Annotated in this window: 20 protein-coding genes; 8 read left to right on the top strand and 12 right to left on the bottom strand. The window is 71.2% G+C overall.

Annotated elements, in window-relative coordinates; translation table 11 throughout:
• Positions 1 to 9 precede the first annotated feature (9 nt).
• Complete coding sequence (locus F1734_RS11600; RefSeq protein WP_072786457.1) at positions 10 to 975, bottom strand: thiamine-phosphate kinase; 966 nt, start codon at positions 973 to 975, stop codon at positions 10 to 12.
• A 90-nt stretch (positions 976 to 1065) separates the two neighbouring features.
• Between F1734_RS11600 and F1734_RS11595 the strand changes: the two genes are divergently transcribed.
• On the top strand, positions 1066 to 1662 hold the full coding sequence (locus tag F1734_RS11595; RefSeq protein WP_010592799.1) for a DUF3515 domain-containing protein: 597 nt from the start codon (positions 1066 to 1068) through the stop codon (positions 1660 to 1662).
• Between the two features lie 23 nt (positions 1663 to 1685).
• On the opposite strand, the gene F1734_RS11590 is transcribed toward F1734_RS11595, so the two are convergent.
• A complete protein-coding gene (locus tag F1734_RS11590) occupies positions 1686 to 3239 on the bottom strand; it encodes an acetyl-CoA hydrolase/transferase family protein (protein WP_010592800.1) in 1554 nt (517 codons plus the stop codon).
• 404 nt (positions 3240 to 3643) lie between these two features.
• Between F1734_RS11590 and F1734_RS11585 the strand changes: the two genes are divergently transcribed.
• The 6 genes from F1734_RS11585 (at position 3644) to F1734_RS11560 (ending at position 10042) form a co-directional block, all read left to right on the top strand.
• Complete coding sequence (locus tag F1734_RS11585) at positions 3644 to 5746, top strand: RecQ family ATP-dependent DNA helicase (protein ID WP_203011704.1); 2103 nt, start codon at positions 3644 to 3646, stop codon at positions 5744 to 5746.
• Between the two features lie 141 nt (positions 5747 to 5887).
• Positions 5888 to 6427: a diaminobutyrate acetyltransferase gene (ectA, locus tag F1734_RS11580; RefSeq protein WP_026137701.1), complete on the top strand. Its 540-nt coding sequence runs from the start codon at positions 5888 to 5890 to the stop codon at positions 6425 to 6427.
• A gap of 43 nt (positions 6428 to 6470) precedes the next feature.
• Positions 6471 to 7751 carry a diaminobutyrate--2-oxoglutarate transaminase gene (gene ectB, locus F1734_RS11575; RefSeq protein ID WP_010592803.1) on the top strand — a complete coding sequence of 427 codons (1281 nt, stop codon included), beginning with the start codon at positions 6471 to 6473 and terminating at the stop codon, positions 7749 to 7751.
• A gap of 55 nt (positions 7752 to 7806) precedes the next feature.
• Entirely contained in the window at positions 7807 to 8202 is a 396-nt protein-coding gene (locus F1734_RS11570) for an ectoine synthase (RefSeq protein WP_010592804.1), read from the top strand.
• A 49-nt stretch (positions 8203 to 8251) separates the two neighbouring features.
• On the top strand, positions 8252 to 9187 hold the full coding sequence (locus F1734_RS11565; protein ID WP_017680520.1) for a D-isomer specific 2-hydroxyacid dehydrogenase family protein: 936 nt from the start codon (positions 8252 to 8254) through the stop codon (positions 9185 to 9187).
• A gap of 21 nt (positions 9188 to 9208) precedes the next feature.
• Positions 9209 to 10042, top strand: coding sequence for an NAD-dependent protein deacetylase (locus tag F1734_RS11560; RefSeq protein WP_064066182.1), 834 nt, complete (start codon positions 9209 to 9211; stop codon positions 10040 to 10042).
• Positions 10043 to 10052: 10 nt separating this feature from the next.
• Here the strand turns inward: F1734_RS11560 and proB are convergent, their stop codons facing one another.
• The 9 genes from proB to F1734_RS11515 all read right to left on the bottom strand — a co-directional run bounded on the left by proB (position 10053) and on the right by F1734_RS11515 (position 22214).
• Positions 10053 to 11153, bottom strand: a complete 1101-nt coding sequence (gene proB, locus F1734_RS11555) for a glutamate 5-kinase (RefSeq protein WP_010592807.1) — start codon at positions 11151 to 11153, stop codon at positions 10053 to 10055.
• Between the two features lie 26 nt (positions 11154 to 11179).
• Positions 11180 to 12634 carry a GTPase ObgE gene (obgE, locus tag F1734_RS11550; protein ID WP_010592808.1) on the bottom strand — a complete coding sequence of 485 codons (1455 nt, stop codon included), beginning with the start codon at positions 12632 to 12634 and terminating at the stop codon, positions 11180 to 11182.
• A gap of 200 nt (positions 12635 to 12834) precedes the next feature.
• On the bottom strand, positions 12835 to 13098 hold the full coding sequence (gene rpmA, locus F1734_RS11545; RefSeq protein WP_003939075.1) for a 50S ribosomal protein L27: 264 nt from the start codon (positions 13096 to 13098) through the stop codon (positions 12835 to 12837).
• Between the two features lie 36 nt (positions 13099 to 13134).
• Positions 13135 to 13446: a 50S ribosomal protein L21 gene (gene rplU, locus F1734_RS11540; RefSeq protein ID WP_003939076.1), complete on the bottom strand. Its 312-nt coding sequence runs from the start codon at positions 13444 to 13446 to the stop codon at positions 13135 to 13137.
• 202 nt (positions 13447 to 13648) lie between these two features.
• Positions 13649 to 16861, bottom strand: a complete 3213-nt coding sequence (locus F1734_RS11535; protein WP_203011703.1) for a translation initiation factor IF-2 N-terminal domain-containing protein — start codon at positions 16859 to 16861, stop codon at positions 13649 to 13651.
• A 389-nt stretch (positions 16862 to 17250) separates the two neighbouring features.
• Positions 17251 to 17670 carry a nucleoside-diphosphate kinase gene (gene ndk, locus F1734_RS11530; protein ID WP_203011698.1) on the bottom strand — a complete coding sequence of 140 codons (420 nt, stop codon included), beginning with the start codon at positions 17668 to 17670 and terminating at the stop codon, positions 17251 to 17253.
• A gap of 16 nt (positions 17671 to 17686) precedes the next feature.
• Entirely contained in the window at positions 17687 to 18112 is a 426-nt protein-coding gene (locus F1734_RS11525; RefSeq protein ID WP_010592810.1) for a DUF4233 domain-containing protein, read from the bottom strand.
• The gene (folC, locus tag F1734_RS11520; RefSeq protein WP_010592811.1) at positions 18109 to 19542 is read right to left on the bottom strand and encodes a bifunctional tetrahydrofolate synthase/dihydrofolate synthase; all 1434 of its coding nucleotides are present in this window, start codon (positions 19540 to 19542) and stop codon (positions 18109 to 18111) included. The genes F1734_RS11525 and folC overlap by 4 nt, the downstream gene beginning before the upstream one ends.
• Positions 19539 to 22214 (bottom strand): valine--tRNA ligase, encoded by a 2676-nt coding sequence (locus F1734_RS11515; RefSeq protein WP_010592812.1) that lies wholly within the window; start codon positions 22212 to 22214, stop codon positions 19539 to 19541. The genes folC and F1734_RS11515 overlap by 4 nt, the downstream gene beginning before the upstream one ends.
• Before the next feature lie 101 nt (positions 22215 to 22315).
• Between F1734_RS11515 and F1734_RS11510 the strand changes: the two genes are divergently transcribed.
• Entirely contained in the window at positions 22316 to 23266 is a 951-nt protein-coding gene (locus F1734_RS11510) for a TIGR03621 family F420-dependent LLM class oxidoreductase (RefSeq protein WP_040271716.1), read from the top strand.
• Positions 23267 to 23325: 59 nt separating this feature from the next.
• On the opposite strand, the gene F1734_RS11505 is transcribed toward F1734_RS11510, so the two are convergent.
• Complete coding sequence (locus F1734_RS11505; RefSeq protein WP_010592814.1) at positions 23326 to 25329, bottom strand: S9 family peptidase; 2004 nt, start codon at positions 25327 to 25329, stop codon at positions 23326 to 23328.
• Positions 25330 to 25445: the final 116 nt, after the last annotated feature.

Below are 25445 nucleotides of genomic sequence, written 5' to 3'. Positions count from 1 at the left end.
TCCTGAAACCTATCTCGAGAAGCTCTGCCAGCCTCCGGGGCCCGGCCGGTCGTGACCGTCGACGGTGACGCCGCGGCCCTCACGCACCGTGCCGACGGGACGCCAGCCGGCGGGTAGCGACGCGTCCGGGGGAAAGCAGGCGGCCAGGGCGTGGTCCTCGCCGCCGGTGAGCACCCACTCCCACACGTCGACACCGAGTTCCGCGGCGGCGGACCGCAGCCCGGGTCCGGGCTCGAGCAGCTCGTGCGAGACGTCGATCGCGACGCCGGACGCGGCGGCGATGTGCCCGAGGTCGGCGAGCAGGCCGTCGGAGATGTCGGTTGCGGCGTGGGCCCCGGCGGCGGCCGCGGCGGGGCCCGCGGCGTACGGGGGCGACGGCACCTTGTGGGCGGCCACCAGATCCGGGTGACCGGCGAGTCCGGCGGTGAGCACGGCCAGTCCGGCGGCGGAACGCCCGGTCGGACCGGCCAGCGCGACGATGTCGCCGGGCCGGGCCGCGGACCGCAGGAGAGGCGGGTTCCCGCCGAGGTCGCCGAGGACGGTCACCGCCACGACCAGTTGCGACGCCTGCACCAGGTCGCCGCCGACTACGCCGGCGCCGAGCGCCTCGGCGGCCTCCCCGATCCCGGCGGAGACGCCGTCGAGCACGCCGACCGGGGTGTCGGGCGGGCAGCCGAGCCCGACGAGGAAGGCGGTGGGGCGAGCGCCCATCGCCGCGACGTCGGCACCGTTCTGGGCGACGGCCTTACGCCCGACCTCGTGCGGGGTGGACCAGTCGAGGCGGAAGTGCCGGCCCTCGACGAGCATGTCGGTGGAGACGGCGACCCGTCCGTCGGCGGCGGCGACGAGAGCCGCGTCGTGTCCCGGTCCGACGAGGGTGGTGGGGGGCTGGCGGCGTCCGGCGACCGCGCGGTCGATCACGGGGAACTCGCCGAGGTCGGCGACGGTGGGGCCGGGGCGGTCGGGCGCGGTGATGCGATCCTCCCGTTCGTGGGTCGATGCGGGGCGGGCGGTGGCGGACACGGTAGTTTCGACCACGCTACCGTTCCCCGACTCCGAGAGATCATGACCGAGCCGACAGTCTCCCCCGACCCCGATCCCGACGGCACGTCCGGCGACGACGAGCACCGCCGCAGCCCTGCCCTCGTCGCCACGGCCGTCGCGCTGCCGGTGGCGTTGCTGATCGGCATCGTGGTGGCGGCGGTGCTGGCGAACCGCACCCCGGAACTGGCGCCCGTGGCGCTGGGACCGGTGGTGGCGCCGCAGGCCGAGTCACCGGAGTGCGCGGCCCTGCTGGGAGCGTTGCCCGAGGAGGTCGGCGACCTGCGCCGCGCGGAGCTGACGGACCCGGCCCCCGCGGGCGCCGCGGCGTGGCAGCCCGTCGAGGGCGAGCCGGTGGTGCTGCGGTGCGGACTGGAGCGGCCCGCGGAGTTCGATCGCGCGGCGGCGCTGCAGGTGGTCGACGGCGTCCAGTGGTTCGAGGTGTCCGGCGCCGCGGAGGGCATCGACGCGAGCACGTGGTTCGTCGTGGACCGGCCGGTGTACGTGGCGCTGACGGTGCCGAACGGTTCGGGTCCGACTCCGCTGCAGACGGTGTCGGCGGCGGTCACGCAGTCGCTGCCCCAGCAGCCGATCGATCCCGCGCCGGTCGCCGGCGGCTGACGCCGGTCGGCGACCCGCGGGATTCACTGCGCCAGCATGGATCCCGTCTCCAGGAAACGCTGGTGGAAGGACAGGGCCTCGCCGAGCAGATGCGGGGTGTGTCCCGCATCCGGCACGGCCTCGGCCCGGTCGACGTAGTCGTGCAACATGTCCCGGTAGTCCGGGTGGGCGCAGTTGTCGACGACGACCCGCGCCCGGCGCCGCGGCGACAGCCCGCGCAGGTCCGCAAGTCCCTGTTCGGTGACCAGGACCTGCACGTCGTGTTCGGTGTGGTCGACGTGCGGCACCATCGGCACGATCGACGAGATGCTCCCGCCCTTCGCGGTGGACGGACTCAGGAACATCGACAGGTAGCCGTTGCGCGCGAAGTCGCCGGATCCCCCGATCCCGTTCATGATCTTGGTGCCCATGACGTGGGTGGAGTTGACGTTGCCGTAGATGTCGGCCTCGAGCATGCCGTTCATGGCGATGATGCCGAGGCGGCGCACGATCTCGGGATGGTTGCTGATCTCCTGCGGACGCAGCACGATGTGCTCGCGGTAGAAGTCGATGTTGGACACCAGCTCGTCGATCCCGGCCTCGCTCAACGCCAGCGACGTGGCGGACGCGAAGCGGACGGTGCCGTGCTTGATCAGGTGCAGCATGCCGTCCTGGATGACCTCGGAGTAGCAGGTCAGCCCCTTGTGGGGTCCGGCGTCGAGCCCCTGGAGGACCGCGTTGGCCACGTTGCCGATGCCGGACTGGAGCGGCAGGAGCGCATCCGCGGGCAGCCGTCCGCGGGAGACCTCGTGCTCGAAGAAGTCGAGCACGTGCGCGGCGATCGCCCGGCTCACCGCGTCCGGCGGGGTCAGCGGGCTGGCGCTGTCGCGGGCATGGGTCTCGACGACCGCGACGACCTTGTCGGGGTCGACGCGGAACGTGCTCTGGCCGATGCGGTCCTCGACGTCGGTGAGCATGATCGGCTTGCGGTGCGGCGGCAGCGCGGTGCCGTAGTACACGTCGTGGATGCCCGTCATCGCGGCCGGAACCCACGAGTTGACCTCGAGGATCACCTTCTCGGCGACGTCGAGCCAGGTCTTGTTGTTGCCGATCGACGCGGACGGGATCAGTTCCCCGGTCTCGGTCACGCCGGAGACCTCGACGACCGCGACGTCGACGTGTCCGTAGTAGCCCTCCCAGACCTGCTGGGCGACGTGGGACAGGTGGATGTCGACGTAGTCCATCCGGCCGTTGTTGATGTTGCGGCGGGCGGTGGGTTCGGCCTGGTACGGCATCCGCAGGGAGATGCCGGCCACCTCGGACAGCATCCGCTCGGTCTCGGCGGAGACCGACGCGCCGGTGAGGAGGTTGACCGTGAAGTCGGTGCCGGCCGCGCGGGCCGCCCCGATGCGTTCCGCGAGCGCGGGGGTGATCGCCTTCGGCGTGCCGGCGCTGGCGAAGCCGCTGATGGCGACGGTGTGGCCGGGCTGGATCCAGCGGACGGCTTCCTCCGCGGAGACGACCTTCTGCCGGAACGCCGGGTGGTCGATTCGGCTCGGGGAAGAGTCGGATGCGGGGCGGAGGAACTGCGTCTGCATAGCGAACAGGGTACGAGCATGCCCGGCGGTCGACGAAGTCTCCGTCACAGCGATCGGCCGGTTGGGGCGCGGACCACTCCCCCGCCGCAGGCCACCCCACCGGATCCACGCGGCCGCACGCCACCCCCGCGACGGTGCCCGAAAGTGCCTGTGCGGCAGTCGGTCCTACCATCGCGACTGCACCGCTCCCGGCTCCGGGCGGCTGGGACGCCGACGGTCCCGACGCGAACGGCGTCCCGCGTCCACGCGGGGACGGGACGCGGCATCCCGACCGGCCCGACGGGTCGTTCGCCGCCGGAACGACCCCGTTCGTCGCGGAACCGGGCACGTTCGTCCCCGAAGCGGACACCACCGCCGGCCTCGCCGGCGCCCCGATGTCGTCACCGTCCGGCACGATGGGTCCCATGAGCACCGCCACCACGGATCTACGCGACGACGCCGAACGACTGCTCCGCGATCTCGCCGGACCCGGGGCCCGGTTGCGCGAGGACCAGTGGAACGCCATCGAGGCACTGGTGGTGCATCGCCGGCGAGCGCTGGTCGTCCAGCGCACGGGGTGGGGCAAGTCGGCGGTCTACTTCATCTCCGCCAAGTTGCTCCGTGCCCGCGGGCACGGGCCGACCGTGATCGTCTCCCCCCTTTTGGCCCTGATGCGCAACCAGGTGGAGGCGGCGCGGCGCGCGGGTGTCCATGCCGCCACGATCAACTCCGGCAACGTCACCGAGTGGGAAGAGATCCATCGGCAGGTCGCCGACGGCGCGGTGGACGTGCTGCTCGTCAGCCCGGAGCGACTGAACAATCCGGACTTCCGCGACCAGGTGCTGCCGTCGCTCGCCCGCGACGCCGGGCTGGTGGTGGTCGACGAGGCGCACTGCGTCTCGGACTGGGGCCACGACTTCCGCCCGGACTACCGGCGTATCCGCACCCTCGTCGCCGACCTCGGCGAGGGCATCCCGGTGCTCGCGACCACCGCGACCGCGAACGACCGCGTCGTCGCGGACGTGGCGGCACAACTCGGCGTCGGGGAGGGCCGGGGCGAGACCCTCGTACTGCGCGGGGGCCTCGACCGGCCGTCGCTGCACTTGTCGGTCCTGCGGATCGACGAGCCCGCCCGCCGGGCGGCGTGGCTCGCCCAGCACCTCGACGAGCTGCCCGGGTCCGGGATCGTCTACACCCTCACCGTGTCGGCCGCGCACGACCTGGCCGCGCTGCTGTCCGAGCACGGTCACACCGTCGCGGCATACACCGGGCAGTCGGACCCCACCGAGCGGGAACAGCTCGAGGCGGACCTGCTCGGCGACCGGGTCAAGGCGCTGATCGCCACCTCGGCCCTGGGCATGGGCTTCGACAAACCGGATCTCGGGTTCGTCGTGCACCTGGGAGCCCCGTCGTCGCCGATTTCCTACTACCAGCAGGTCGGGCGCGCGGGGCGCGCGACCGAGCGCGCGGAGGTGATTCTGCTTCCGGGTCCCGAGGACCGGCAGATCTGGAGCTGGTTCGCGTCGGTGGCCTTCCCGCGGGAGGAGGTGGTGCGGCGGGTGATCGAGGTGCTCGAGCCGGAGCGGCCGCAGTCCACGCAGGCCCTCGAGCCACTGGTCGACCTCACCCGGTCCCGGCTGGAGATGGTGCTCAAGGTGCTCGACGTGGACGGTGCGGTGCGCCGGGTCAAGGGCGGCTGGATCGCCACCGGTGCGCCGTGGGAGTACGACGCCGACCGGTACGCCAAGCTCGAGCAGGCGCGTGCGGCCGAGCAGGAGGCGATGCTCGAGTACGAGCGGACCACCGGGTGCCGGATGGTGTTCCTGCGCACCCAGCTCGACGATCCCGGCCTGACATCCGAGACCGCGGGCTGCGGTCGGTGCGACAACTGCTGCGGGGCCCGGTGGTCGGCGGACGTCGACGACACCGAACTGGGCCGGGTGCGGGCCCGGTTGGATCGGCCGGGGGTGGACCTACCGCCGCGGCGGCAGTGGCCGACCGGAATGGCCAAGCTCGGCGTGGCGCTGTCCGGAAAGATCACCGACGGACCCGAGCCGGGGCGGGTCCTCGGCCGGCTGTCGGACCTGGGATGGGGGCCGCGGCTGCGGGCGCTGCTGGACGGCCCGGACGCGCCGGTGCCCGATGCGGTCGTGCAGGCCGCCGTGGACGTGCTCCGAGCATGGGACTGGACGCAGCGGCCGACCGCGGTGATGGCCCTGGAGTCGGCGACCCGGCCCCTGCTGGTCGGTTCCCTCGCGACGCGCCTGGCGCAGCTGGGCCGGCTCGAGGATCTCGGCGTGCTGCGTGCCCGGCCCGGCCGGCCCGCGGTGACGGCAGCGAACTCGGCGTACCGGATCGCCGGCCTCGTGGACGCGTGGGAGAGCCCCGACCTCCACGGAAACCCTGGGCCGATCCTGCTCGTCGACGCGGTCACCGACACCGGCTGGACGCTGACGATGGCGGCCCGGACCCTGATCCGCGCGGGTGCGTCCGCGGTGCTCCCGCTGGCTCTCGCGAGCCCGAAATAATCGCCGCGACCGGTCCGGGCGCTACATCGAGTGATCCTTCTCACACCCGCGTCTCACCTGCACGGAGGCGGGGTATCCGGTGACGGATTCCGACAAGGCGGGTGAATCCCGCCCGCGAAGTTGTTAGGTTCGAGACCGCTTATGACGCCTGTGACACCGAGAAGTACCCCGCCCACCGCGCCTGCCGAAACGGTGAACGCACCTGCCGAGCCGAATTTCCGCGCACCGCGCATTTCCGACGGAATTCGCATGTGGCAGATCGCGCGCGATTCGAAAGTGCTCGACGTCAATTCCAGTTACGCGTACGTGCTGTGGTGCCGCGACTTCGCGGCGACCTCGGTGGTCGCCACCGCTGGTGACGACGAGGCGGTCGGTTTCGTCAGCGGCTACCGCCGTCCGGAGGCACCGGACACGCTGTTCGTCTGGCAGGTGGCCGTGGACCAGGACCAACGGGGCCGCGGCGTCGCGGGCCGGATGCTCGACAGCCTGTGGGACCGACTCACCGACGCCGGTGTGACCCGGCTCGAGACGACGGTCAGCCCGGACAACGAGGCATCGATCGCGATGTTCACCGCGCTCGCCCGGCGACGCGGACTGCGCATCACCCGGAGCGAATTGTTCACCCCTTCGGATTTTCCCGATTCACACATGGCCGAGGATCTCTACACGATCGGCGAATGAATACACGACCGGCGAAAACGAATTCGCCGCAGGAGGACGAGGAATGACCATCCTGGAGCACCCCGAAACCCCCGCCAAGCACAGCATTTTCGATCACCTCGAATCCGAGGTGCGCAGCTACAGCCGTGGCTGGCCGGCCGTGTTCGAAACGGCATCCGGATCGTGGATCCGCGACGAGAACGGCAAGGACTACCTCGACTTCTTCGCCGGTGCGGGAGCCCTCAACTACGGGCACAACAACCCGATTCTGAAGACCGCGCTCGTGGACTACATCATGGGCGACGGCATCACCCACGGCCTGGACATGGCCACCCCCGCCAAGCGGGAACTGCTGGAGTCGATCGAGAGCCACATCCTGGCTCCGCGCGGCCTCGACTACAAGGTCCAGTTCCCCGGCCCCACGGGCACCAACTCGGTCGAGGCGGCCCTCAAGCTCGCCCGCAAGGTCACCGGTCGCGAGTCGATCATCAACTTCACCAACGCGTTCCACGGGATGACGCTGGGTGCGCTGTCGGTGACGGGCAACTCGATGAAGCGGGCCGGGGCCGGCGTGCCGCTGGTGCATGCCACCCCCATGCCGTTCGACAACTACTTCGACGGCGTCACCGAGGACTTCCACTGGTTCTCCCGCGTGCTCGACGACTCCGGCAGCGGCCTGAACCGCCCGGCGGCGGTCATCGTCGAGACCGTGCAGGGCGAGGGTGGCGTGAACGTCGCCCGTCCCGAGTGGCTGCGAGCCCTCGCGGACCTGTGCGCCGAGCGCGACATCCTGCTCATCGTCGACGACGTGCAGATGGGCTGCGGCCGCACCGGCCCGTTCTTCTCGTTCGAGGTCGCCGGGATCACCCCGGACATCGTGACCCTGTCGAAGTCGATCGGCGGGTACGGCCTGCCGCTCGCGCTGACGCTGTTCAAGCGTGAACTCGACGTGTGGGGCCCGGGCGAGCACAACGGCACGTTCCGCGGCAACAACCCGGCGTTCGTCACCGCGGCGAAGGCGCTGCAGCACTACTGGGCCGACGACCGTCTCGAGCGCGACACGCTGCGCAAGGGCGAGCGGATCCGGCAGACCTTCATGAACCTGTCCGACATGTTCGACGGCGTCTCCACCCGCGGCCGCGGCATGGTTCAGGGCCTGGTGTTCGACGAGCCGAGCGACGCGCAGAAGGTGTGTGCCCTGGCGTTCGAGCAGGGCCTGCTCGCGGAGACCTCCGGCCCCTCCGACGAAGTCGTCAAGCTGCTCCCGCCGCTGACGATCAGCGACGACGAGCTCGAGCACGGCCTGAACATCCTGTGCGAGGCCACCTCGGTGGTCCGGGCCTGAGCCCCGGCCACCGTCGAACCCCGCACGCGAAGACGAGCACCGGAAGGACCTGCCCATGATCGTCCGTACCACCGAAGAAATCACCGGCACCGACCGCGACATCACGTCGGACAACGGCAACTGGCGCAGCAAGCGCATCGTGCTCGGCGGCGACAAGGTCGGTTTCTCGTTCCACGAGACCACGATCGAGGCCGGCACCGTCAACGAGTTCCACTACGCCAACCACGTCGAGGCCGTGTGGCTCATCGAGGGCACCGGCACGCTCACCGACCTCGAGACCGGCACCGTGTACCCGCTCGCGCCCGGCACGATGTACCTGCTCGACGGCCACGAGCGGCACCGGGTCGAGCCCGACACCCGGATGCGCATGTTCTGCGTGTTCAACCCGCCGGTCACCGGCCGGGAGGTCCACGACGAGAACGGCGTGTACCCCCTCGTCGAGGTCGTCTGAGCGCCCGCAGCGTGTGACCGGCCGGCCCTTCGCGCCTAGAGTCGGATCCATGACCTACGAGCGACAGCCGCGGATCGCCGTCGGCCCCGCCCCGGACATCGTGTTCGACCGGGCGATCGGGGCCGGCGGCGGTCGCGTATGCGGGTTCGACGACCACCCGGACGCGGTGGTCTGGACCGGCGGATCGGACGAATTCCCCGCGGCGTTGCCGACGTCGGTGCGATGGGTCCAGCTACCCGCCGCCGGCGTGGAGGACTGGCTCGACGCCGGCATCATCCGCGCTCACCCCCAGGTGACGTGGACGTCGGCTGCCGGGGCGTTCGCCGCGACGGTCGCCGAGCATGCGCTCATGCTGCTGCTCGCCGGGGTGCGGGCGCTGCCCGACCATCTGGCCGCGACGTCGTGGACGCCGGGCGTGTTCTACCCCCAGCTGGGAACCCTGCGCGGCGCCACCGTCGGCATCATCGGCGCCGGGGGCATCGGCCGGGCCCTGATCCCCATGCTCGGCGCGCTGGGCGCGCAGGCGCTCGCGGTCACCCGCAGCGGCCGTCCGGTCCCGGGCGCCGTGGAGACCGTCCCCGTCGCACGGATCGACGAAGTATGGTCCCGCGCAGATCATTTCGTGATCGCCGCCCCGGCCACGGCTGAGACCGAGCAGCTGGTGGGGGCCGACGAACTCGCCGCGATGAAGCCCACCGCGTGGGTGATCAACGTTGCCCGCGGTAGCCTCGTCGACACCGACGCGCTGGTGGATGCTCTCAGCCGCCGTGTCATCGCGGGCGCCGGTCTGGACGTCACGGATCCCGAACCGCTGCCGGACGGGCACCCCCTGTGGTCCCTGCGCAATGCCATGATCACGCCACACGATTCCAATCCCCCGGCGCTGCGCATCCCCGCGTTCGCCGAGCACGTCACCGAGAACGTCACGCGCTTCGCGGCCGGCCTCGACCTCGCCGCGGTCGTCGACCCGAGCGCCGGGTACTGACGCACCGCTATCCTGGGCGGGGTGATCGAACCGCTGCACCACCTGCTCGACGGCCGGCGGTTGTGCGTGCTCACCGGCGCCGGGATCTCCACCGATTCCGGCATCCCGGACTACCGCAGTCCCGGCGCGCCACCCCGCAACCCGATGACCTACCAGCAGTTCGTGGGCGATCCCGAGTTCCGGCGCCGCTACTGGGCGCGCAACCACGTCGGGTGGCGGCACATGGACTCCGCGCGGCCCAACGCCGGGCACCGTGCCCTCGCCGCGCTCGAACGGCGCGGCGTCGTCCTCGGTGTCCTCACCCAGAACGTGGACCTGCTGCACACCAAGGCCGGCAGCCGGCGGGTGATCGACCTGCACGGCTGCTACGCGCAGGTGCGCTGTCTGGCGTGCAACCACCGGCTCTCGCGGTTCACCCTCGCCGAGCAACTCGCCGCCGCGAATCCGGGCTTCCTCGACCGGGTCCGGGGGACGACAGGCCTGGAGGTGGCCCCGGACGCCGATGCGGTCGTCGACGACACCGACAGCTTCCGCCCGGTGGACTGCGAGCGGTGCGGGGGAATGCTCAAACCGGACATCGTGTACTTCGGTGAATCGGTGCCTCGCGAACGTGTCGAGCGCGCGTTCGCGCTCGTCGACGAGGCGGATGCGCTGCTCGTGGTCGGCAGCTCGCTCACCGTGATGTCCGGACTGCGCTTCGTGCGGCACGCCGCGAAACTCGGCAAGCCCGTGGGCATCGTCAACCGGGGCACCACCCGGGGCGATGCGCTGGCCACGGTGAAGGTCGACGCCGGGTGCTCGGAGGTGCTCACGGCCCTCGCTGCCGGATCGCCGGCTGCCGCACCGGTCCGGTGAGCGCCCGCCTCTACAGGGTCACGAGGTCGTCGGCGTGCACCACCGGCCGCTGCAGGTCCGCCGGCAGCTGCCGGGTGGAGAACCCGATCATCCAGTCCAGTTCGGCCGCGTCGTAGGCCACTACTCCGCGCCCCACCGTCCGACCGTCGGGACCGACCAGCGCCACCACGTCCCCGCCGTGGAAGCGACCGCTCATGCCGGTGATGCCCGCCGCGAGCAGCGAACGGCGCCGTTCGACCACTGCCCGCACCGCGCCCGCGTCCAGGTGCAGGGTGCCGTGGGTGTCGGCAGCGTGCCGCACCCAGAATCGCCGCGCGGACATCCGGTCGGGCCGAGGGGCGAACGCGGTCCCCACATCCGCGGCACCGAGGGCGCGGTCGGCCTGGGACGCGGCGGTGAGCAGCACCGGCACCCCCGAGTCGGCGGCCAGTCGCGCCGCGGACAGCTTCGAGGCCATCCCGCCCGTGCCGAGGGCGCCCCCGGACCCCGCGACGACGCCGTCGAGGTCCTCCGGGCTCGTCACCTCCGCGATGAGGTGCGCATCGCCCTTGCGGGGATCGCCGTCGTAGAGGCCGTCGACATCGGAGAGCAGGATCAGCGCGTCCGCCCCGACGAGGTGCGCGACGAGCGCGGCGAGACGGTCGTTGTCACCGAAGCGCAGTTCGGCGGTCGCGACGGTGTCGTTCTCGTTGACCACCGGCACGGCGTGCAGCGCGCGCAGCCGGTCGAGGGTGCGCTGGGCGTTGCGATGCTGGGTGCGTCGCGCGATGTCGTCGGCAGTGAGCAGCACCTGCCCGACGGTGCGGCCGTACCGCGCGAAGGAGGTACCCCACGCGTGGGCGAGGGCGAGCTGCCCGACGCTGGCCGCGGCCTGCTTGGTGGCCAGGTCACGGGGCCGGACGGTCAGGCCGAGCGGGGCGAGTCCGGCACCGACCGCACCGGAGGACACCACCACGACGTCCGAGCCGCCGCGCATGCGCCCCTCGAGCGCGTCGACGAGACGGTCGAGTCGGTCCCGGTCCAGTCCGCCGACCAGGCTGGTGATGGCGGACGAGCCGATCTTCACCACGACGCGGCGTGCGCCGGCGACGGCCTCCCGGGTATCGCTCACGATCTCCTGCTTCTGGTTCGAGGTGGTCAGAACTCGTCGTCGGTCGCGAGACCGCGTCGCACCTTCTTGGCGTGGCGACGTTCGGCCGCCCCGACGCGATCGACCTGGTCGAGGCGGGCGTCGGTGCCGCGTCCGGTGGGCACGACGTCCACGCCGGCCTGCGTCTGCGGCTCCCACTCGAAGGAGACGTCGCCGATCGTGACGGACGCGCCCGGTTCGGCGCCCTGCTTGACGAGTTCGTCCTCGACACCGAGGCGGGCCAGCCGGTCCGCGAGGTAGCCGACGGCCTCGTCGTTGTCGAATGCGGTCTGCCGCACCCAGCGTTCGGGCCGGGTGCCGCGCACGATGAAGCCGCCCGGCGTCTCGGGATCGGCAACGACGCTGAACCCGGTCTCGTCGACGGCGACGGGCCGGATGACGGGCCGTCGCGGCGCCGCCGGCGGATGCGCCTTCCGGTACTCCTCCACCATTCGCGCCAGCGCGAACGTCAGTGGCCGCAACCCCTCCCGGCTGACGGCGGAGATCCTGAACACCGGCCAGCCCCGCTCCTCGAGATCCGGGGTGACGAAGTCCGCGAGTTCGGCGGCGTCGGGCACGTCGACCTTGTTCAGGATGACGATGCGGGGACGGTCGGCGAGATCACCCAGGCTGCTGTCGCCGGACAGCGCCGGCCGGTAGGCGGCCAGCTCGGCCTCGAGCGCATCGATGTCGGAGATCGGGTCGCGGCCCGGCTCGAGCGTGGCGCAGTCGACGACGTGGGCCAGCACAGCGCACCGCTCGAGGTGGCGCAGGAAGTCCAGGCCGAGCCCGCGGCCCTCGCTGGCACCGGGAATCAGGCCCGGCACGTCGGCGACGGTGAACGTGGTGTCGCCCGACTGCACGACCCCGAGGTTGGGGACGAGGGTGGTGAACGGGTAGTCGGCGATCTTCGGCTTGGCCGCGGACAGCACCGACACCAGGGACGATTTGCCCGCCGACGGGAAACCGACCAGCCCGACGTCCGCGACGGACTTGAGTTCGAGGACGAGGTCGCGCTCCTCCCCCTCCTCGCCGAGCAGGGCGAAGCCGGGGGCCTTGCGGGCCTTCGACGCCAGGGCCGCGTTGCCGAGACCTCCGCGGCCGCCGTGCGCGGCGACGAAGCGGGTGCCGGAGCCGACCAGGTCGGCCAGGATCCGGCCGTCCTTGTCGAGCACGACGGTACCGTCGGGCACCTTCAGCACGAGGTCGCCGCCGTTGGCGCCGTCGCGGTTGCTGCCCGCGCCCTGGGTGCCGTTCGTGGCCTTCGCGTGCTGGTGGAAGTGGAAGTCGAGGAGGGTGTGGACACCCTCGTCCACCTCGAGCACGACGTTGCCGCCGTTTCCGCCGTTACCCCCGTCGGGGCCGCCGAGCGGCTTGAACTTCTCCCGGTGGACGGAGGCGCAGCCGTTACCACCCTTGCCGGCGGTGACGTGCAGCACCACCCGGTCGATGAAGCGGGACATGGGTGGACCTCCGTCGAATGGTGGAACTGTTGTGTCGGCCGGTGCTCCCGCTGTGCCGGGATCACCGGAGTCGTGCCGGGACCACCGCGCTGCCGATGGTCCGAAAACAGTAGGGGCGGACCCGGGTGTGCGACCCTGGTCCGCCCCTACTGGGAGTATGTGCGAAGGAGACCTTCGCGGTGTCCGATTCGGACGGCAGATCAGGCGTCTGCCGCGACCGGAACGATGTTGACCGTCTTGCGACCACGCTTGGTGCCGAACTCGACGGCACCGGCAGCAAGCGCGAAGAGCGTGTCGTCGCCGCCACGACCGACGTTCACGCCGGGGTGGAAGTGGGTGCCACGCTGGCGCACCAGGATCTCACCGGCGCTGACGGCCTGGCCGCCGAAGCGCTTGACGCCGAGACGCTTGGCGTTCGAATCGCGACCGTTGCGGGAGCTGGATGCACCCTTCTTGTGTGCCATGACGAACCCTCCTGGGGTTTGAAGCGGAAGCCCGAATTACTTGATGCCGGTGACCTTCAGGACCGTCAGCTTCTGACGGTGACCCTGGCGCTTGTGGTAGCCGGTCTTGTTCTTGAACTTGTGGATGCGGATCTTCGGGCCCTTGGTGTGCTCGACGATCTCGCCGGTGACCGTGACCTGCGCCAGCTTGTCGGCGTCGGTGGTCAGCTCGGCTCCGTCGACGACGAGGACCGGAGCAAGCGAGACAGCAGTGCCGGGCTCACCCTCGATCTTCTCGACCTTGACGAGATCGCCCTCAGCGACCTTGTACTGCTTACCGCCGGTCTTGACGATCGCGTACGTTGCCATCGGACGGCTACCCCTTGCTAGTTCGAACGTGCTCGCGCCACGGTGTGCAACGCGACTGGTCTGGTGGTTGCTGACTCGGGGCCGCCACAATCCCGCATCGGGCGCAGCAGGGCCGTATCGCCGAGTAGCGACTGACCAAGATTACGGGAAGGTGACTGCCAGGGTCAAACCGGGCCCGGCCGCGGTCGGGCCCGGTTCGACCTCATGCCTGCGCTTCGACCGGCGGGCCGGCAGGCCGGCCGGCGGCCCGGCGACGACGTGGCCGTCGAACGGTCACCGGTTCGGCGCTGTCACCGTCCGAAACCGCCGCGGTGGTCACCGGCTCCGGGGCCGGAGCGGTGGCCACGGGCTCCGGGGTCGGAGCGGTGGCCACGGGCTCCGGGGCCGGAGCCGGCACCACGAAGACGGTGCCGGTGCCGTCGCCCGTCGGAGCCGAAGGAGCCCGCGAGACCCGGCGACGGCGACGGGCCGCCGGCTCGGCGGCCTGCTTACCGGCCTCCGGTGCTTCTGCCGGTTGCGCCTCGCCCGATTCGGCCGGCGCCTCGCGCGATTCGGCCGGGTGCGCCTCGCGCGGTTCTGCCACCGGGGCCGACGCGGCTTCGGTGGGCGTCTTCTGCGCGGGCGCTGCCTCCGCCGGCTCGGCACCGGACTCGGTCGGGTGCTCGTCATGGTTGTCGTGGTGCGCGGCCATCGCCAGAGCGACCGGGTGGGCGCGCTTGACCGTCGCGTCCACCACCGGCGCCTCGGGGGCCGGCTGGGGTGCGGCCGTCTCGGTCGTCGCCGGTTCCGGCTGGGTGCCCCGATCACGGCCGCGGCGGCGACGGGAGCCGCTCTCGCTGCGCGCGGGCCGGCCACCGTCCTCGGCGGCGGCGACCTCGACGGGTTCGCTGTGCACGAGGATGCCGCGGCCGTGGCAGTGCTCGCAGGTGGTGGAGAACGCCTCCACGAGACCCGTCCCGAGCCGCTTGCGCGTCATCTGGACGAGTCCCAGCGAGGTCACCTCGGAGACCTGGTGACGAGTGCGGTCCCGGCCGAGCGCCTCGGTCAGGCGTCGCAGCACGAGGTCCCGGTTCGACTCGAGCACCATGTCGATGAAGTCGACGACGATCATGCCGCCGATGTCGCGCAGCCGCATCTGCCGCACGATCTCCTCGGCTGCCTCGAGGTTGTTGCGCGTGACGGTCTCTTCGAGGTTGCCTCCGGCGCCGGTGAACTTGCCGGTGTTGACGTCGACGACCGTCATCGCCTCGGTGCGATCGATGACGAGAGTGCCACCGGACGGCAGCCACACCTTGCGGTCGAGCGCCTTGGCGAGTTGCTCGTCGATGCGGTGTGCGGCGAACACGTCACGCGCGCCCGACTCGGAATCGTGCCGCTCCACGCGGGGCAGCATGTCCGGGGCGACGGTCCGGATGTAGTTCTCGACAGTGTTCCAGGCGTTCTCACCCTCGATGACGAGCTTGGAGAAGTCCTCGTTGAACAGGTCGCGAATCACCTTGACCAGCAGGTCGGGCTCTTCGTAGAGGGTCTTCGGCTGTCCCGAACCGTCGGCCTCGAGCTTGGCGGCCTGCTCCTCGATCGAGGCCCACTGCGTCTGCAGGCGCTGTACGTCGCGGGCGAGTTCGTCCTCGCTCACGCCCTCCGCCGCAGTACGGATGATCACACCGGCCTCGGCCGGGACGACCTCACGCAGGATCTCCTTGAGCCGCTTGCGCTCGGTGTCGGGCAGCTTGCGGCTGATGCCGGTGGACGAGCCGCCCGGCACGTACACCAGGAACCGGCCGGCGAGACTGATCTGCGTGGTGAGCCGGGCGCCCTTGTGCCCCACCGGGTCCTTGCTGACCTGCACGAGCACCCGGTCGCCCGGCTTGAGGGCCTGCTCGATCTTGCGCGAGTTGCCACCGAGCCCGGCGGCGTCCCAGTTGACCTCGCCGGCGTAGAGGACGCCGTTGCGACCCCTGCCGATGTCGATGAACGCCGCCTCCATCGAGGGAAGCACGTTCTGGACGCGGCCGAGGAAGATGTTGCCGACCATCGAACCGGAGCCGGCGCTGGTCACGAAATGCTCGACGAGGACGCCGTCCTCGAGGACCGCGACCTGGGTGATGTTCCCGGGGTTCGCGGTGTCACCGGTCTTCTCCCGCACCACCATGACGCGGTCGACGGACTCGCGGCGGGCGAGGAACTCCGACTCCGTGAGGATCGGGGGCCGACGGCGGCCTGCGTCCCGGCCGTCGCGGCGGCGCTGGCGCTTGGCTTCGAGCCGGGTGGAACCGGTGATGCCCTGAACCTCGTCCTTGGGGGCGCGCGTCTTGGATCGCGGCTCACGTTCGTGGACGACAGTGGGGACCGAGTCGTCCTCGACGGCGGTGTCGGCTCCGTCCGCACTGCCCTTGCGACGACGACGACGACGGCGACGACGGGAAGACCCTTCCCCGGACTCGTCCTCGCCCGGCCCGGACTCCTTCTGCTCGGACTCCGTCTGTCCGGACTCCTTCTGCCCGGACTCCTTCTGCTCGCCTTCGGCCTGGTCCGCGCTCGGCTCGGCGGTCGCGACCTCTTCCGTCGCCGGCTCCTCGGGCTTTGCTTCCGGGCCCTCGCCCTTCTCCGGCGCAGCGCCCTTCTCCGGAGCGGCGCCCTCCTCGGCAGCAGTCTCCGTGGGGGACGTCTCCTCGGCGGTGGTCTCCTCCGACGTCTCGGATTGCTCGCCACGTCCACGGCCCCGGCCGCGTCGACCACGACGGCGACGGCGCGGCTCCTCCTCGGCGGACTCCTCACCCGGCTCCGCCGCAGCGGTCTCCTCGGTGACCTCCTCGGCGACTTCCTCGACGACGGTGGGTTCGGGCGCCTCGGCCGCCCGGCGGGAACGGCGGCGGCGCGGTGCCGCCTCGGCGGGGGCGGTGACTTCCGGCTGCAGGAACAGTGGCGCGCTGACGACGGGTTCGACGGCGCCCGGTTCCGGCGCGGTGAACGCCGGGGTCTCCTGTTCCATGCCGGTGAACAGGGTCGGAGCCGCAGGTGCCGCGGCGGGTTCCTGAGCGGTGGTGTCCTCGACCGCGGTCTCCGGCTCGGCGGCCGGTTCCCCGGCGGGGCCCTCGGCGCCGGCGGGTTCTCCGGGGGGAGCCTCGGCGGTCTCGGCGGCGGGCACCTCGGGTACCTCACCCACCGGTTCCGGTGCGGCTTCCGTCCCGGTCTCGGCGGGCGCACCGAGAGCGGCGCGGATCTGTTCGGCGAGGTCGCGCTGCAGGCTCGAGTGGGCACTGCGCAATTCGGTGCCGAGGTCGGCGGCTTTGGCCATGACCTGCTTGCTCGTGAGACCGAGCAGTTTGGCGAGGGCGTGCACGCGCATCTTCGGCGGCAGCACCACGGTGCCCTCATCGATGGAAGTGTCGTTCGGCGGCGCTTGTTCGGCCACGTAGGTCTCCTCGGGCCCCCGGGCGCGTCCATCCTCGATCTCGAGCGATGTGACGCGGCCACGCGGGGGCGCTGTCTGTGTGGGCTCGCACCGGGAGGCGCGAGATGTGCGGTCTCGCATCGCACGGTCGTCCGGTGCCCGTTTTCACTGCACGGCCGAGCGGTGCCTGGCTGGATCGCGGATCGAGCGCCGGTGCATCCAGCGTGCCACCGGGCGAGGTGTCTCCTGCGTCCCCGGTCACAGCGATGTCGGGCATCGATCCGTGATGTCGTTCGGTCGTTCCGCAACACTCCGAAGCGGGGCGACCTACCTCAGTATCCCACACAGAGGTCCGTGAATACGCCAACGGCGCCCCGAAGGGCGCCGTGGCACGTAGGTCGACGGACGGATCAGGACCCGGCGAGGGCCGGGAACCACAGCGCGATTTCACGCTCGGCCGACTCCACCGAGTCGGAACCGTGCACCAGGTTCTCGCCGGCGTCGAGCCCGAGATCACCGCGAATCGAGCCGGGTACGGCCTTCTCGACGGGGTCGGTGCCGCCCGCGAGCTGGCGGAATGCGGCGATGGCGCGGGGCCCTTCGAGGACCACCGCGACCAGCGGCCGCGAGGTGATGAACTCGATCAGGCCGGGATAGAAGGGTTTGCCCTCGTGCTCGGCATAGTGGGCGGCGGCCACCTCCTCGGTGGCGGTGCGCAGCTCGAGTGCCACGATGTCGAGTCCCTTGCGCTCGATGCGCGAGAGGATCTCGCCGACATGACGACGGGCCACGCCGTCGGGCTTGATCAGTACCAGGGTCCGCTCAGTCACGCGCACAGCGTAGTGGTCAGCCCCGCTGGCCCGGTAGCAGGCCCCGCGCCTCGCGGTCCTTCATGTCCTTGCGCAGGTACAGGATGTAGCCCCACACCGCACTGAAGATCACGCCGACGATGCCGAGCGCGAGGTCGACGAAGAAGCCCAGCAGTGTCAGCACCTGCAGCGCGAGGTTGTACCGGAGCGCCCAGGGCCGGCCCTGCAGCCCGGCGCCCGCGATCATCGCGACGGCGAGGAACACGATGTAGCCACCCGAGAGCCACGTGAGTCCCCCGCCGACGACCGCGACAACCGGTAGCACCAGCAGGACCACGATGGCTTCGAGGACGAGCGTGCCGGCCATGACGCCTCGCAGCCCCTTCCACGGGTCCTTCGCGGGGGGCCGGACGGCGGAGTCCCGGTCCGGCGATGCGGCGGAGTTGTCAGCTGCCTCGCTCACGCGGGGTCCTTTCCGAAGAGAGTGCGGGCGGCGCCGGCGGTCACCACCGAGCCGGTGACCACGACACCCGCCCCCGATACTGCCTCACCCGGCTCGGCGACCTCCTCGGCGATGGCGACGGCGGTCTCGAGGGCGTCGGGCAGTGTCGGCGCGACGACCACGCGTTCGTCGCCGAACCGCGCCACGGCCAGGTCTGAGAGCTCGTCGACGTCCATCGCCCGCGGCGAGCCGTTGTGGGTCACGACGATCTCGTCGAACACCGGCTCGAGGGCGTCGAGCAGACCGGGCACGTCCTTGTCGGCCATCACCGACACCACTCCGACCAGCTTGCGGAAGTCGAACTCGTCGGCGAGGGCCGCAGCGAGAGCCTTCGCCCCGTGGGGGTTGTGGGCGGCGTCGAGGAACACCGTCGGAGCACTACGCACCCGTTCGAGCCGGCCCGGGTTGAGCACCGAGGCGAACGCCGCGCGCACCGCGTCGGCGTCGAGCTGCCGGTCGGCGCCGGCCCCGAAGAACGCCTCCACGGCGGCGAGCGCGAGCGCGGCGTTACGGGCCTGGTGCTCGCCGTGCAGCGGCAGGAAGATGTCGGTGTACACCCCGCCGAGGCCTTGCAGCTCGAGTTGCTGCCCGCCCACGGCGATGCGCCGGGCCAGGACCTGGAACTCGGCGCCTTCGCGTGCGACGGCGGCGTCCGCTTCGACGGCCCGGCGCAGCAGCACCTCCATCACCTCGGGTTCCTGCTGGGCCAGGATTGCGACGGTGTCGCGGGGCACGAGCCCGTCGTCGGGTGCCTTCTTGATGATCCCGGCCTTCTCCCCCGCGATCGTCGCGAGATCGGGACCGAGGTATTCGGTGTGGTCGAGCCCGATCGGGGTGACGACCGCGACCTGCGCGTCGACGACGTTGGTGGCGTCCCAGGTGCCACCGAGTCCCACCTCGACGACGGCGACGTCGACGGGGGCCTCGGCGAACGCGGCGAATGCCATGGCCGTGGTCACCTCGAACTTGCTCATCGCCGGGCCGCCCGCGGCCTGCGACTGCGCGTCGATCATCGCGACGTACGGCTCGAGTTCGCGATAGGTGTCGACGTAGGTGCGCGGGGAGACCGGCGCCCCGTCGATGCTGATCCGCTCCGTGGCCAGCTGCAGGTGCGGGCTCGTGGTGCGGCCGGTGCGCCGGTGCAACCGGGTCAGCAGGGCGTCGATCATGCGGCTCACCGACGTCTTACCGTTCGTGCCGGCGATCTGGATGGACGGATAGCTGCGCTGGGGGGATCCGAGCAGATCCATCAGCGCCGCGATCCGGGTCAGCGAAGGCTCGATCTTCGTTTCGGGCCAGCGCTTGTCGAGTTCGGCCTCGACCAGGGTCAGCTCGGCCAGGTCGACCGGCGACGGCGTCGCCGGGCCGGCCGCGGACCGGTCCTCGCTCACGCCGACCCCAGTTCCTGCAGGCGCGCGGTGATCCGGGCGATCTCCTCCTCCGCGATCTGCCTGCGGGCGGTGATCTTCTCCACGACCGCCGCGGGCGCCTTGGCGAGGAACGCCTCGTTGCCGAGCTTGGCGGACGTGCCCGCGAGCTCCTTCTCGGCGACCGCGAGGTCCTTGCCGAGACGGGCGCGCTCGGCCGCCACGTCCACGGTGCCGGAGGTGTCCAGTTCCACGGTGACGGTGGCACGGGACAGGCGCACCTCGATGGCGGCGGTGGCGGCGAACTCCTCCGCAGGCTCGGTCAGCCGCGCCAGGGACCGTACGGCCGGCACCTGCGCAACCAGGTCGGCGGCGTCGATCTCGGTGAGGCGTGCGGCGACCTTCTGCGACGGCTTGAGGCCCTGGTCGCTGCGGAAACGGCGGACCTCGGTCACGAGCTTCTGCAGATCCTCGACGCGACGCGCGGAGTCGGCGTCGGGCTCGGTGCCGGTGGCGTTCGGCCAGGACGCGACGACCACGGACTCGCCACCGGTGAGGACCTTCCAGAGGGTTTCGGTGACGAACGGGATCACCGGATGCAGCAGGCGGAGCAGCTGGTCGAGGACGTTGCCGAGGACCGCCTTGGTGCCCTGCGCGTACTCGCTGCCGTCGGCCAGCTGCACCTTGGCGAGCTCGAGATACCAGTCGCACACCTCGTCCCATGCGAAGTGGTAGAGCGCCTCGCACGCCTTGGAGAACTCGAACCGCTCGAACGCCTCGTCGACCTCGGCGCGGACCTGCTCGAGCCGGTCGAGGATCCACCGGTCCGCGTCGGTGAGGGCGGTGCGCGCCGGGAGCTCGGTGACGACCGCGCCGTTCATCAGGGCGAACTTGGTCGCGTTGAACAGCTTGTTGGCGAAGTTGCGGGAGGACTGCGCGTGGTCCTCGCCCACGGCGAGGTCGCTACCCGGGTTGGCGCCGCGGGCCAGGGTGAAGCGCAGCGCGTCGGCGCCGTACCGCTCCACCCAGTCCAGCGGATCGATGCCGTTGCCGCGCGACTTGGACATCTTCTTGCCGAACTGGTCGCGCACGAGGCCGTGCAGGAACAGGTCCTTGAACGGCACCTGGACGCCGGATTTCCCGCCGGCGGTGATCGCCTCGTCGTTCGCGACGTACAGGCCGAACATCATCATCCGGGCCACCCAGAAGAACAGGATGTCGTATCCGGTGACGAGAACGCTGGTGGGATAGAACTTCTCGAGCTCCGGCGTCCTGTCCGGCCAGCCCATCGTGGAGAACGGCCACAGACCCGAGGAGAACCAGGTGTCGAGGACGTCGGGATCCTGCTCCCAGCCCTCGGGCGCGGTCTCGTCCGGTCCGAAGCACGCGACCTCGCCGTCCGGGCCGTACCAGATCGGGATGCGGTGACCCCACCACAGCTGCCGCGAGATGCACCAGTCGTGCATGTCGTCGACCCACGCGAACCAGCGCGGCTCCTGGCTGGCCGGGTGGATCACGGTGTCGCCGTTGCGGACCGCGTCGCCCGCGGCCTTGGCGAGCGCATCGACCTTGACCCACCACTGCATCGACAGCCGGGGCTCGATCGTCTCGCCGCTGCGCTCGGAATGACCGACGCTGTGCAGGTAGGGACGCTTCTCGGCGACGACCCGGCCCTGCTCGGCCAGCGCCTCGCGCACCCGGACCCGCGCCTCGAACCGGTCCATGCCGTCGAATCGTGTTCCGGTGTCGGCGATCCTGCCGGCCTTGTCCATGATGGTGGGCATCGGCAGGTTGTGCCGCACGCCCATCTCGAAGTCGTTGGGATCGTGGGCGGGGGTGATCTTCACGGCGCCGGTGCCGAATTCGGGGTCGACGTATTCGTCGGCGATCACGGGGATACGCCGGCCGGTGAGGGGATGCTCGAGGGTGGTGCCGACCAGGTGCTGGTAGCGCTCGTCGTCCGGGTGCACCGCGACGGCGGTGTCACCGAGCATGGTCTCGACCCGGGTGGTGGCGACGATCACGTGCGGCTCGTCGTCGTCCAGGGAGCCGTAGCGCAACGAGACGAGTTCGCCCTCGACCTCCTCGAACTTGACCTCGATGTCGGAGATCGCGGTCTGCAGCACGGGCGACCAGTTCACCAGTCGCTCGGCGCGGTAGATCAGCCCGTCGTCGTAGAGCCGCTTGAACATCGTCTGCACGGCCCGCGAGAGCCCCTCGTCCATGGTGAACCGGTCGCGGGACCAGTCGACGCCGTCCCCGATGCGGCGCATCTGCCCCTGAATGGTGCCGCCGGATTCGCGCTTCCAGTCCCAGACCTTCTCGACGAACAGTTCGCGACCGAAGTCCTCCTTGGTCTTCCCGTCCACCGCGAGTTGCTTCTCGACGACGGTCTGGGTGGCGATGCCGGCGTGGTCCATGCCGGGCAGCCACAGCACCTCGTAGCCCTGCATACGTCTGCGGCGCGAGAGCGCGTCCATGAGGGTGTGGTCGAGTGCGTGACCCATGTGCAGGCTGCCGGTCACGTTCGGCGGTGGCAGCACGATCGAGTAACCGGGCTTGTCGCTGGACGGATCGGCGGCGAAGTAACCGGCGTCCACCCAGCCCTGGTACAGCTCGTCCTCTACGGCGCTGGGGTCCCAGCTCTTGGGGAGGGCGTCGGCGGGGTTCTGGTGGTTCTCTGGCGCACTGGTCACCCCGCAATCGTAGTCAGCGGAGGCAAACCGCCTGCACACGCCCCACGTGCCCGGATCGGGCCTGCTGGACTGCGGATCACGGGTACGGCACCGTGGCAGACGTGAACGAGTTCCGCTTCGCCACGAACGTCTTCACCCTGGAGTCGGCCGGCGCGTTCGCCGGCCGATGCCGCCGCATCGAGGCGCTCGGGTACGACACGCTGTTCGCCGCGGACCACCTGGGGGTCGTCGCGCCGTTTCCCACGCTCGTCGCCGCGGCGCAGGCGACCGAGCGGTTGCGAGTGGGCACGCTCGTCCTCAACGCTCCGTTCTGGAACTCGGAGCTGTTGGCCCGCGACGTCGCGACCACCGACGTCCTCACCGGTGGCCGGCTCGAACTCGGCCTCGGCGCCGGGCACATGAAGTGGGAATTCGACGAGGCCGGCATCGGCTGGGATCCGATCGGCCGCCGCGTCGATCGGCTCGAGGCCCTGATCGAGGGTCTGGGGCGCCGCTTCGCGGAGGGCGGGTACCCACAACAGGCCGAGCTGCGCGCCGGCCTGGACCTGGCACCGCTGCAGCCGGTCCAGCGGTGCGGGTTCGGCGGCACCGGTCCCCCGCTGCTGATCGGCGGTACCGGGGACCGGGTGCTGCAGCTGGCGGCCGAGCGCGCCGACATCGTGGGGGTGGCCGGTGCCGTGCAGGTGCCGGGACAGGCGCCCGGGGTGCTGCGCATCGCGACGGCCGCCGAGGCCGACGAACGCGTGCGGTTCGCCCGCGAGCGCGCCGGCGCCCGCGCGGACCGCCTCGAGTGGCAGGTGCTGGTCCAGGCGGTCGTGGTGACCGACGACCGAGAGGCCGCGGCGCGGGCACTGCTCGAGCGCTTCGGTCCGATGACGAGCGTCGAGGAACTGCTGGACACGCCGTTCGCACTGATCGGCACGGTGGAACGGATGGCCGATCAGGTCCTGCGCGACCGCGACCGCTACGGCTTCACCTACTACACCGTCCACGGGCCGTACCTCGAGGCGTTCGCCCCGGTGCTCGAGCGGGTGCGGACGCTGGGCGGGTGAGCGTCGCCCCCGACGGAGATGCCGTTCGACTCCCGCGCCGCGCACCGCCGGGATCCGCGTCAGCCGAGCACCTCGGGCAGTTCCCGGGGACGCGCGAGCACGTGCTCCGCGAGGAACGCCTCGACCACCTCGTACCAGATCTTCGCGTGCTGGGGGCCGAGCACCCAGTGGTTCTCGTCGGGGAAGTAGAGGAAGCGATGCACGGTGGAGCCGTCCTCGGCGGCGGGTGCCCCCGACTCGGAGAGCAGTTCGTACCACAGTCGCAGCCCCTCCCCGATCGGCACGCGATAGTCCTTGTCGCCGTGGATCACCAGCATGGGAGTGACGATGTCGGCGACATACAGGTGCGGTGAGTTCTCCACCGCCATCTCGGGGGTCATCTCCCGCGCCCAGTACCAGGCCGAATCCGTGGTGGGTCCGAACTGGTCGAGAGCCCACAGGCTCGCGTGGGTGACGATCGCCCGGAACCGGTCGGTGTGCCCGGCCACCCAGTTGGCCATGTACCCGCCGAAGGAGCCGCCCATCGCGGCGGTGCGGTCGGCGTCGATCTCGGGGAGCTCGATCGCGGCATCGGTCAGCGCCATCAGGTCGGTGTAGGGCTCCTTGCCCCATCTGCCCCACCCGCGCCGGACGAAGTCCTGCCCGTAGCCGGAGGACAGGGCGGGGTCCGGGAGCAGCACGGCGTAGCCGCGGGCGACGAGAAGCCACGGGTTCCATCGCCACGACCAGGTGTTCCAGGAGCTGAGGGGGCCACCGTGGATCCACAGCAGCAGCGGTGCGGGGGCGTCGGGGTCGGCGGTGGCCGGCAGGGCCAGCCAGGCCCGCAGCGGGGTGCCGTCGGCGGCGGCAGTGGTCAGTTCCGTGAGGCGGCCGGGGAGGTCCGGCAGCTCGGCGGGAGCGCGCAGAACGGTGACGGCGCCGGAGCCGTCCAGCGGGATCCGCACCGGGTGCGGCGGAGCGTCGTAGGCCGCACGCAGGGCGTAGACGCACGTTCCGTCGGGTGCGACGCGCAGGTCGGTGTAGGCGGCCGGGTCGGTGGTCAACGGGGTGGGGACGTCGGCCCACAACGCGACCTGGAAGATCGGCGCGCGGCCGTGCTCGTCGGCGGTCACGAGCAGCGCCCCGGAGTCGGGACGCCAGACGACCGACGTCGGCCACCGGTCCCATCCGGGCACCAGAACCGTCGTGTCTCCCGATCGAAGATCGAACAGCCGCAACGTGATTGTCGGCGCGGTCTCGGGGTCGGAGTGTGTCTCGTGCAGGAATGCGATCCGGGTGCCGTCCGGCGAGATCGCGGGGGCGAACACGTCGGCGGTCTCGTCGTCGACGAGGACCGTGCGCAGTCCGGTGTCCGTGTCGATGCGCACCAGGGTGGTGCGGCGGGAGGCGAGCGGCCCGGGGACCGACCAGGTGGTGACGACGAACGTGCCGTCCGGGGCGAGGTCGAGGGTGGCCTCGCGCAGCGCGCCCCCGGGTCCGGGAGTCAGGTCCGACAGGGGCGGGTGGAGGCCGTCCGCGAGGGCGAGCAGGTGCGGCTCGGCCGGGCCGAGGTCGTGATCCCAGTGCCGGATCGGGTATCCGGTGTGCAGCACGGCGGAGATCTTGTGCTTCCTGCGGGCGTCCCGGATCCGTTCGTCGTCGCCGTCGGTACGGCCGAGCACGTCCGCCGTCACCACGATCCGGTCGGCGGCCCGCGCGGCGTGCACTGCGCGTACCCCGCCCTTGCGGGACACGACGCGCTGCGCTTCGCCACCGGCCGCCGGCAGCCGCCACAGTGCGACGGGGGCATCGTCGCCGTCCGTCCCGTCGGCCCGGGCCGCGGTGAACAGCAGGTCACCGGTGGCGGTGAAGACCGGGTTCGACTCGCCCTTCGCACCCCACGTGAGCCGCCGGGCGGGCTCCTGTCCGTGCGGGTCGACCTCCCACAAGGCCCCGACGTACCCGGTCCCCTCCTCGTCCAGGGTGGACTGGGCGATCACGACACGGGTCCCGTCCGGCGACAGCGCGAGCGCGGTGACGCGCGGGAGAGCGAGATAGTCGTCGAGGTCGTCGAATGCGGTCATGGTGCCCGAGGGTAGTGCGCGCCGGGGGCGTCACCGGGGAGCCGACACGGCCGTTTCGGACGGCGAATGCCCCTGCCGACCGGCACTGTGGTCTGCGCCGTCGCCGGCGCCGCGTG

It is taken from the genome of Rhodococcus ruber (assembly GCF_016804345.1).
Lineage (GTDB): Bacteria > Actinomycetota > Actinomycetes > Mycobacteriales > Mycobacteriaceae > Rhodococcus > Rhodococcus ruber.
Note: the sequence above shows the minus strand (reverse complement) of the source record. Positions and strands in the feature narration are given on the sequence as shown.

Excerpts from the sequence above, each read along its gene's own strand:
- F1734_RS11570 (WP_010592804.1), top strand. The coding sequence starts at position 7,807 with ATGATCGTCCGTACCACCGAAGAAATCACCGGCACCGACCGCGACATC.
- ectB (WP_010592803.1), top strand. The coding sequence starts at position 6,471 with ATGACCATCCTGGAGCACCCCGAAACCCCCGCCAAGCACAGCATTTTC.
- rplU (WP_003939076.1), bottom strand. The coding sequence starts at position 13,446 with ATGGCAACGTACGCGATCGTCAAGACCGGCGGTAAGCAGTACAAGGTC.
- F1734_RS11505 (WP_010592814.1), bottom strand. The coding sequence starts at position 25,329 with ATGACCGCATTCGACGACCTCGACGACTATCTCGCTCTCCCGCGCGTC.
- F1734_RS11590 (WP_010592800.1), bottom strand. The coding sequence starts at position 3,239 with ATGCAGACGCAGTTCCTCCGCCCCGCATCCGACTCTTCCCCGAGCCGA.
- ectA (WP_026137701.1), top strand. The coding sequence starts at position 5,888 with ATGACGCCTGTGACACCGAGAAGTACCCCGCCCACCGCGCCTGCCGAA.
- rpmA (WP_003939075.1), bottom strand. The coding sequence starts at position 13,098 with ATGGCACACAAGAAGGGTGCATCCAGCTCCCGCAACGGTCGCGATTCG.
- F1734_RS11585 (WP_203011704.1), top strand. The coding sequence starts at position 3,644 with ATGAGCACCGCCACCACGGATCTACGCGACGACGCCGAACGACTGCTC.
- F1734_RS11565 (WP_017680520.1), top strand. The coding sequence starts at position 8,252 with ATGACCTACGAGCGACAGCCGCGGATCGCCGTCGGCCCCGCCCCGGAC.
- obgE (WP_010592808.1), bottom strand. The coding sequence starts at position 12,634 with ATGTCCCGCTTCATCGACCGGGTGGTGCTGCACGTCACCGCCGGCAAG.
- F1734_RS11595 (WP_010592799.1), top strand. The coding sequence starts at position 1,066 with ATGACCGAGCCGACAGTCTCCCCCGACCCCGATCCCGACGGCACGTCC.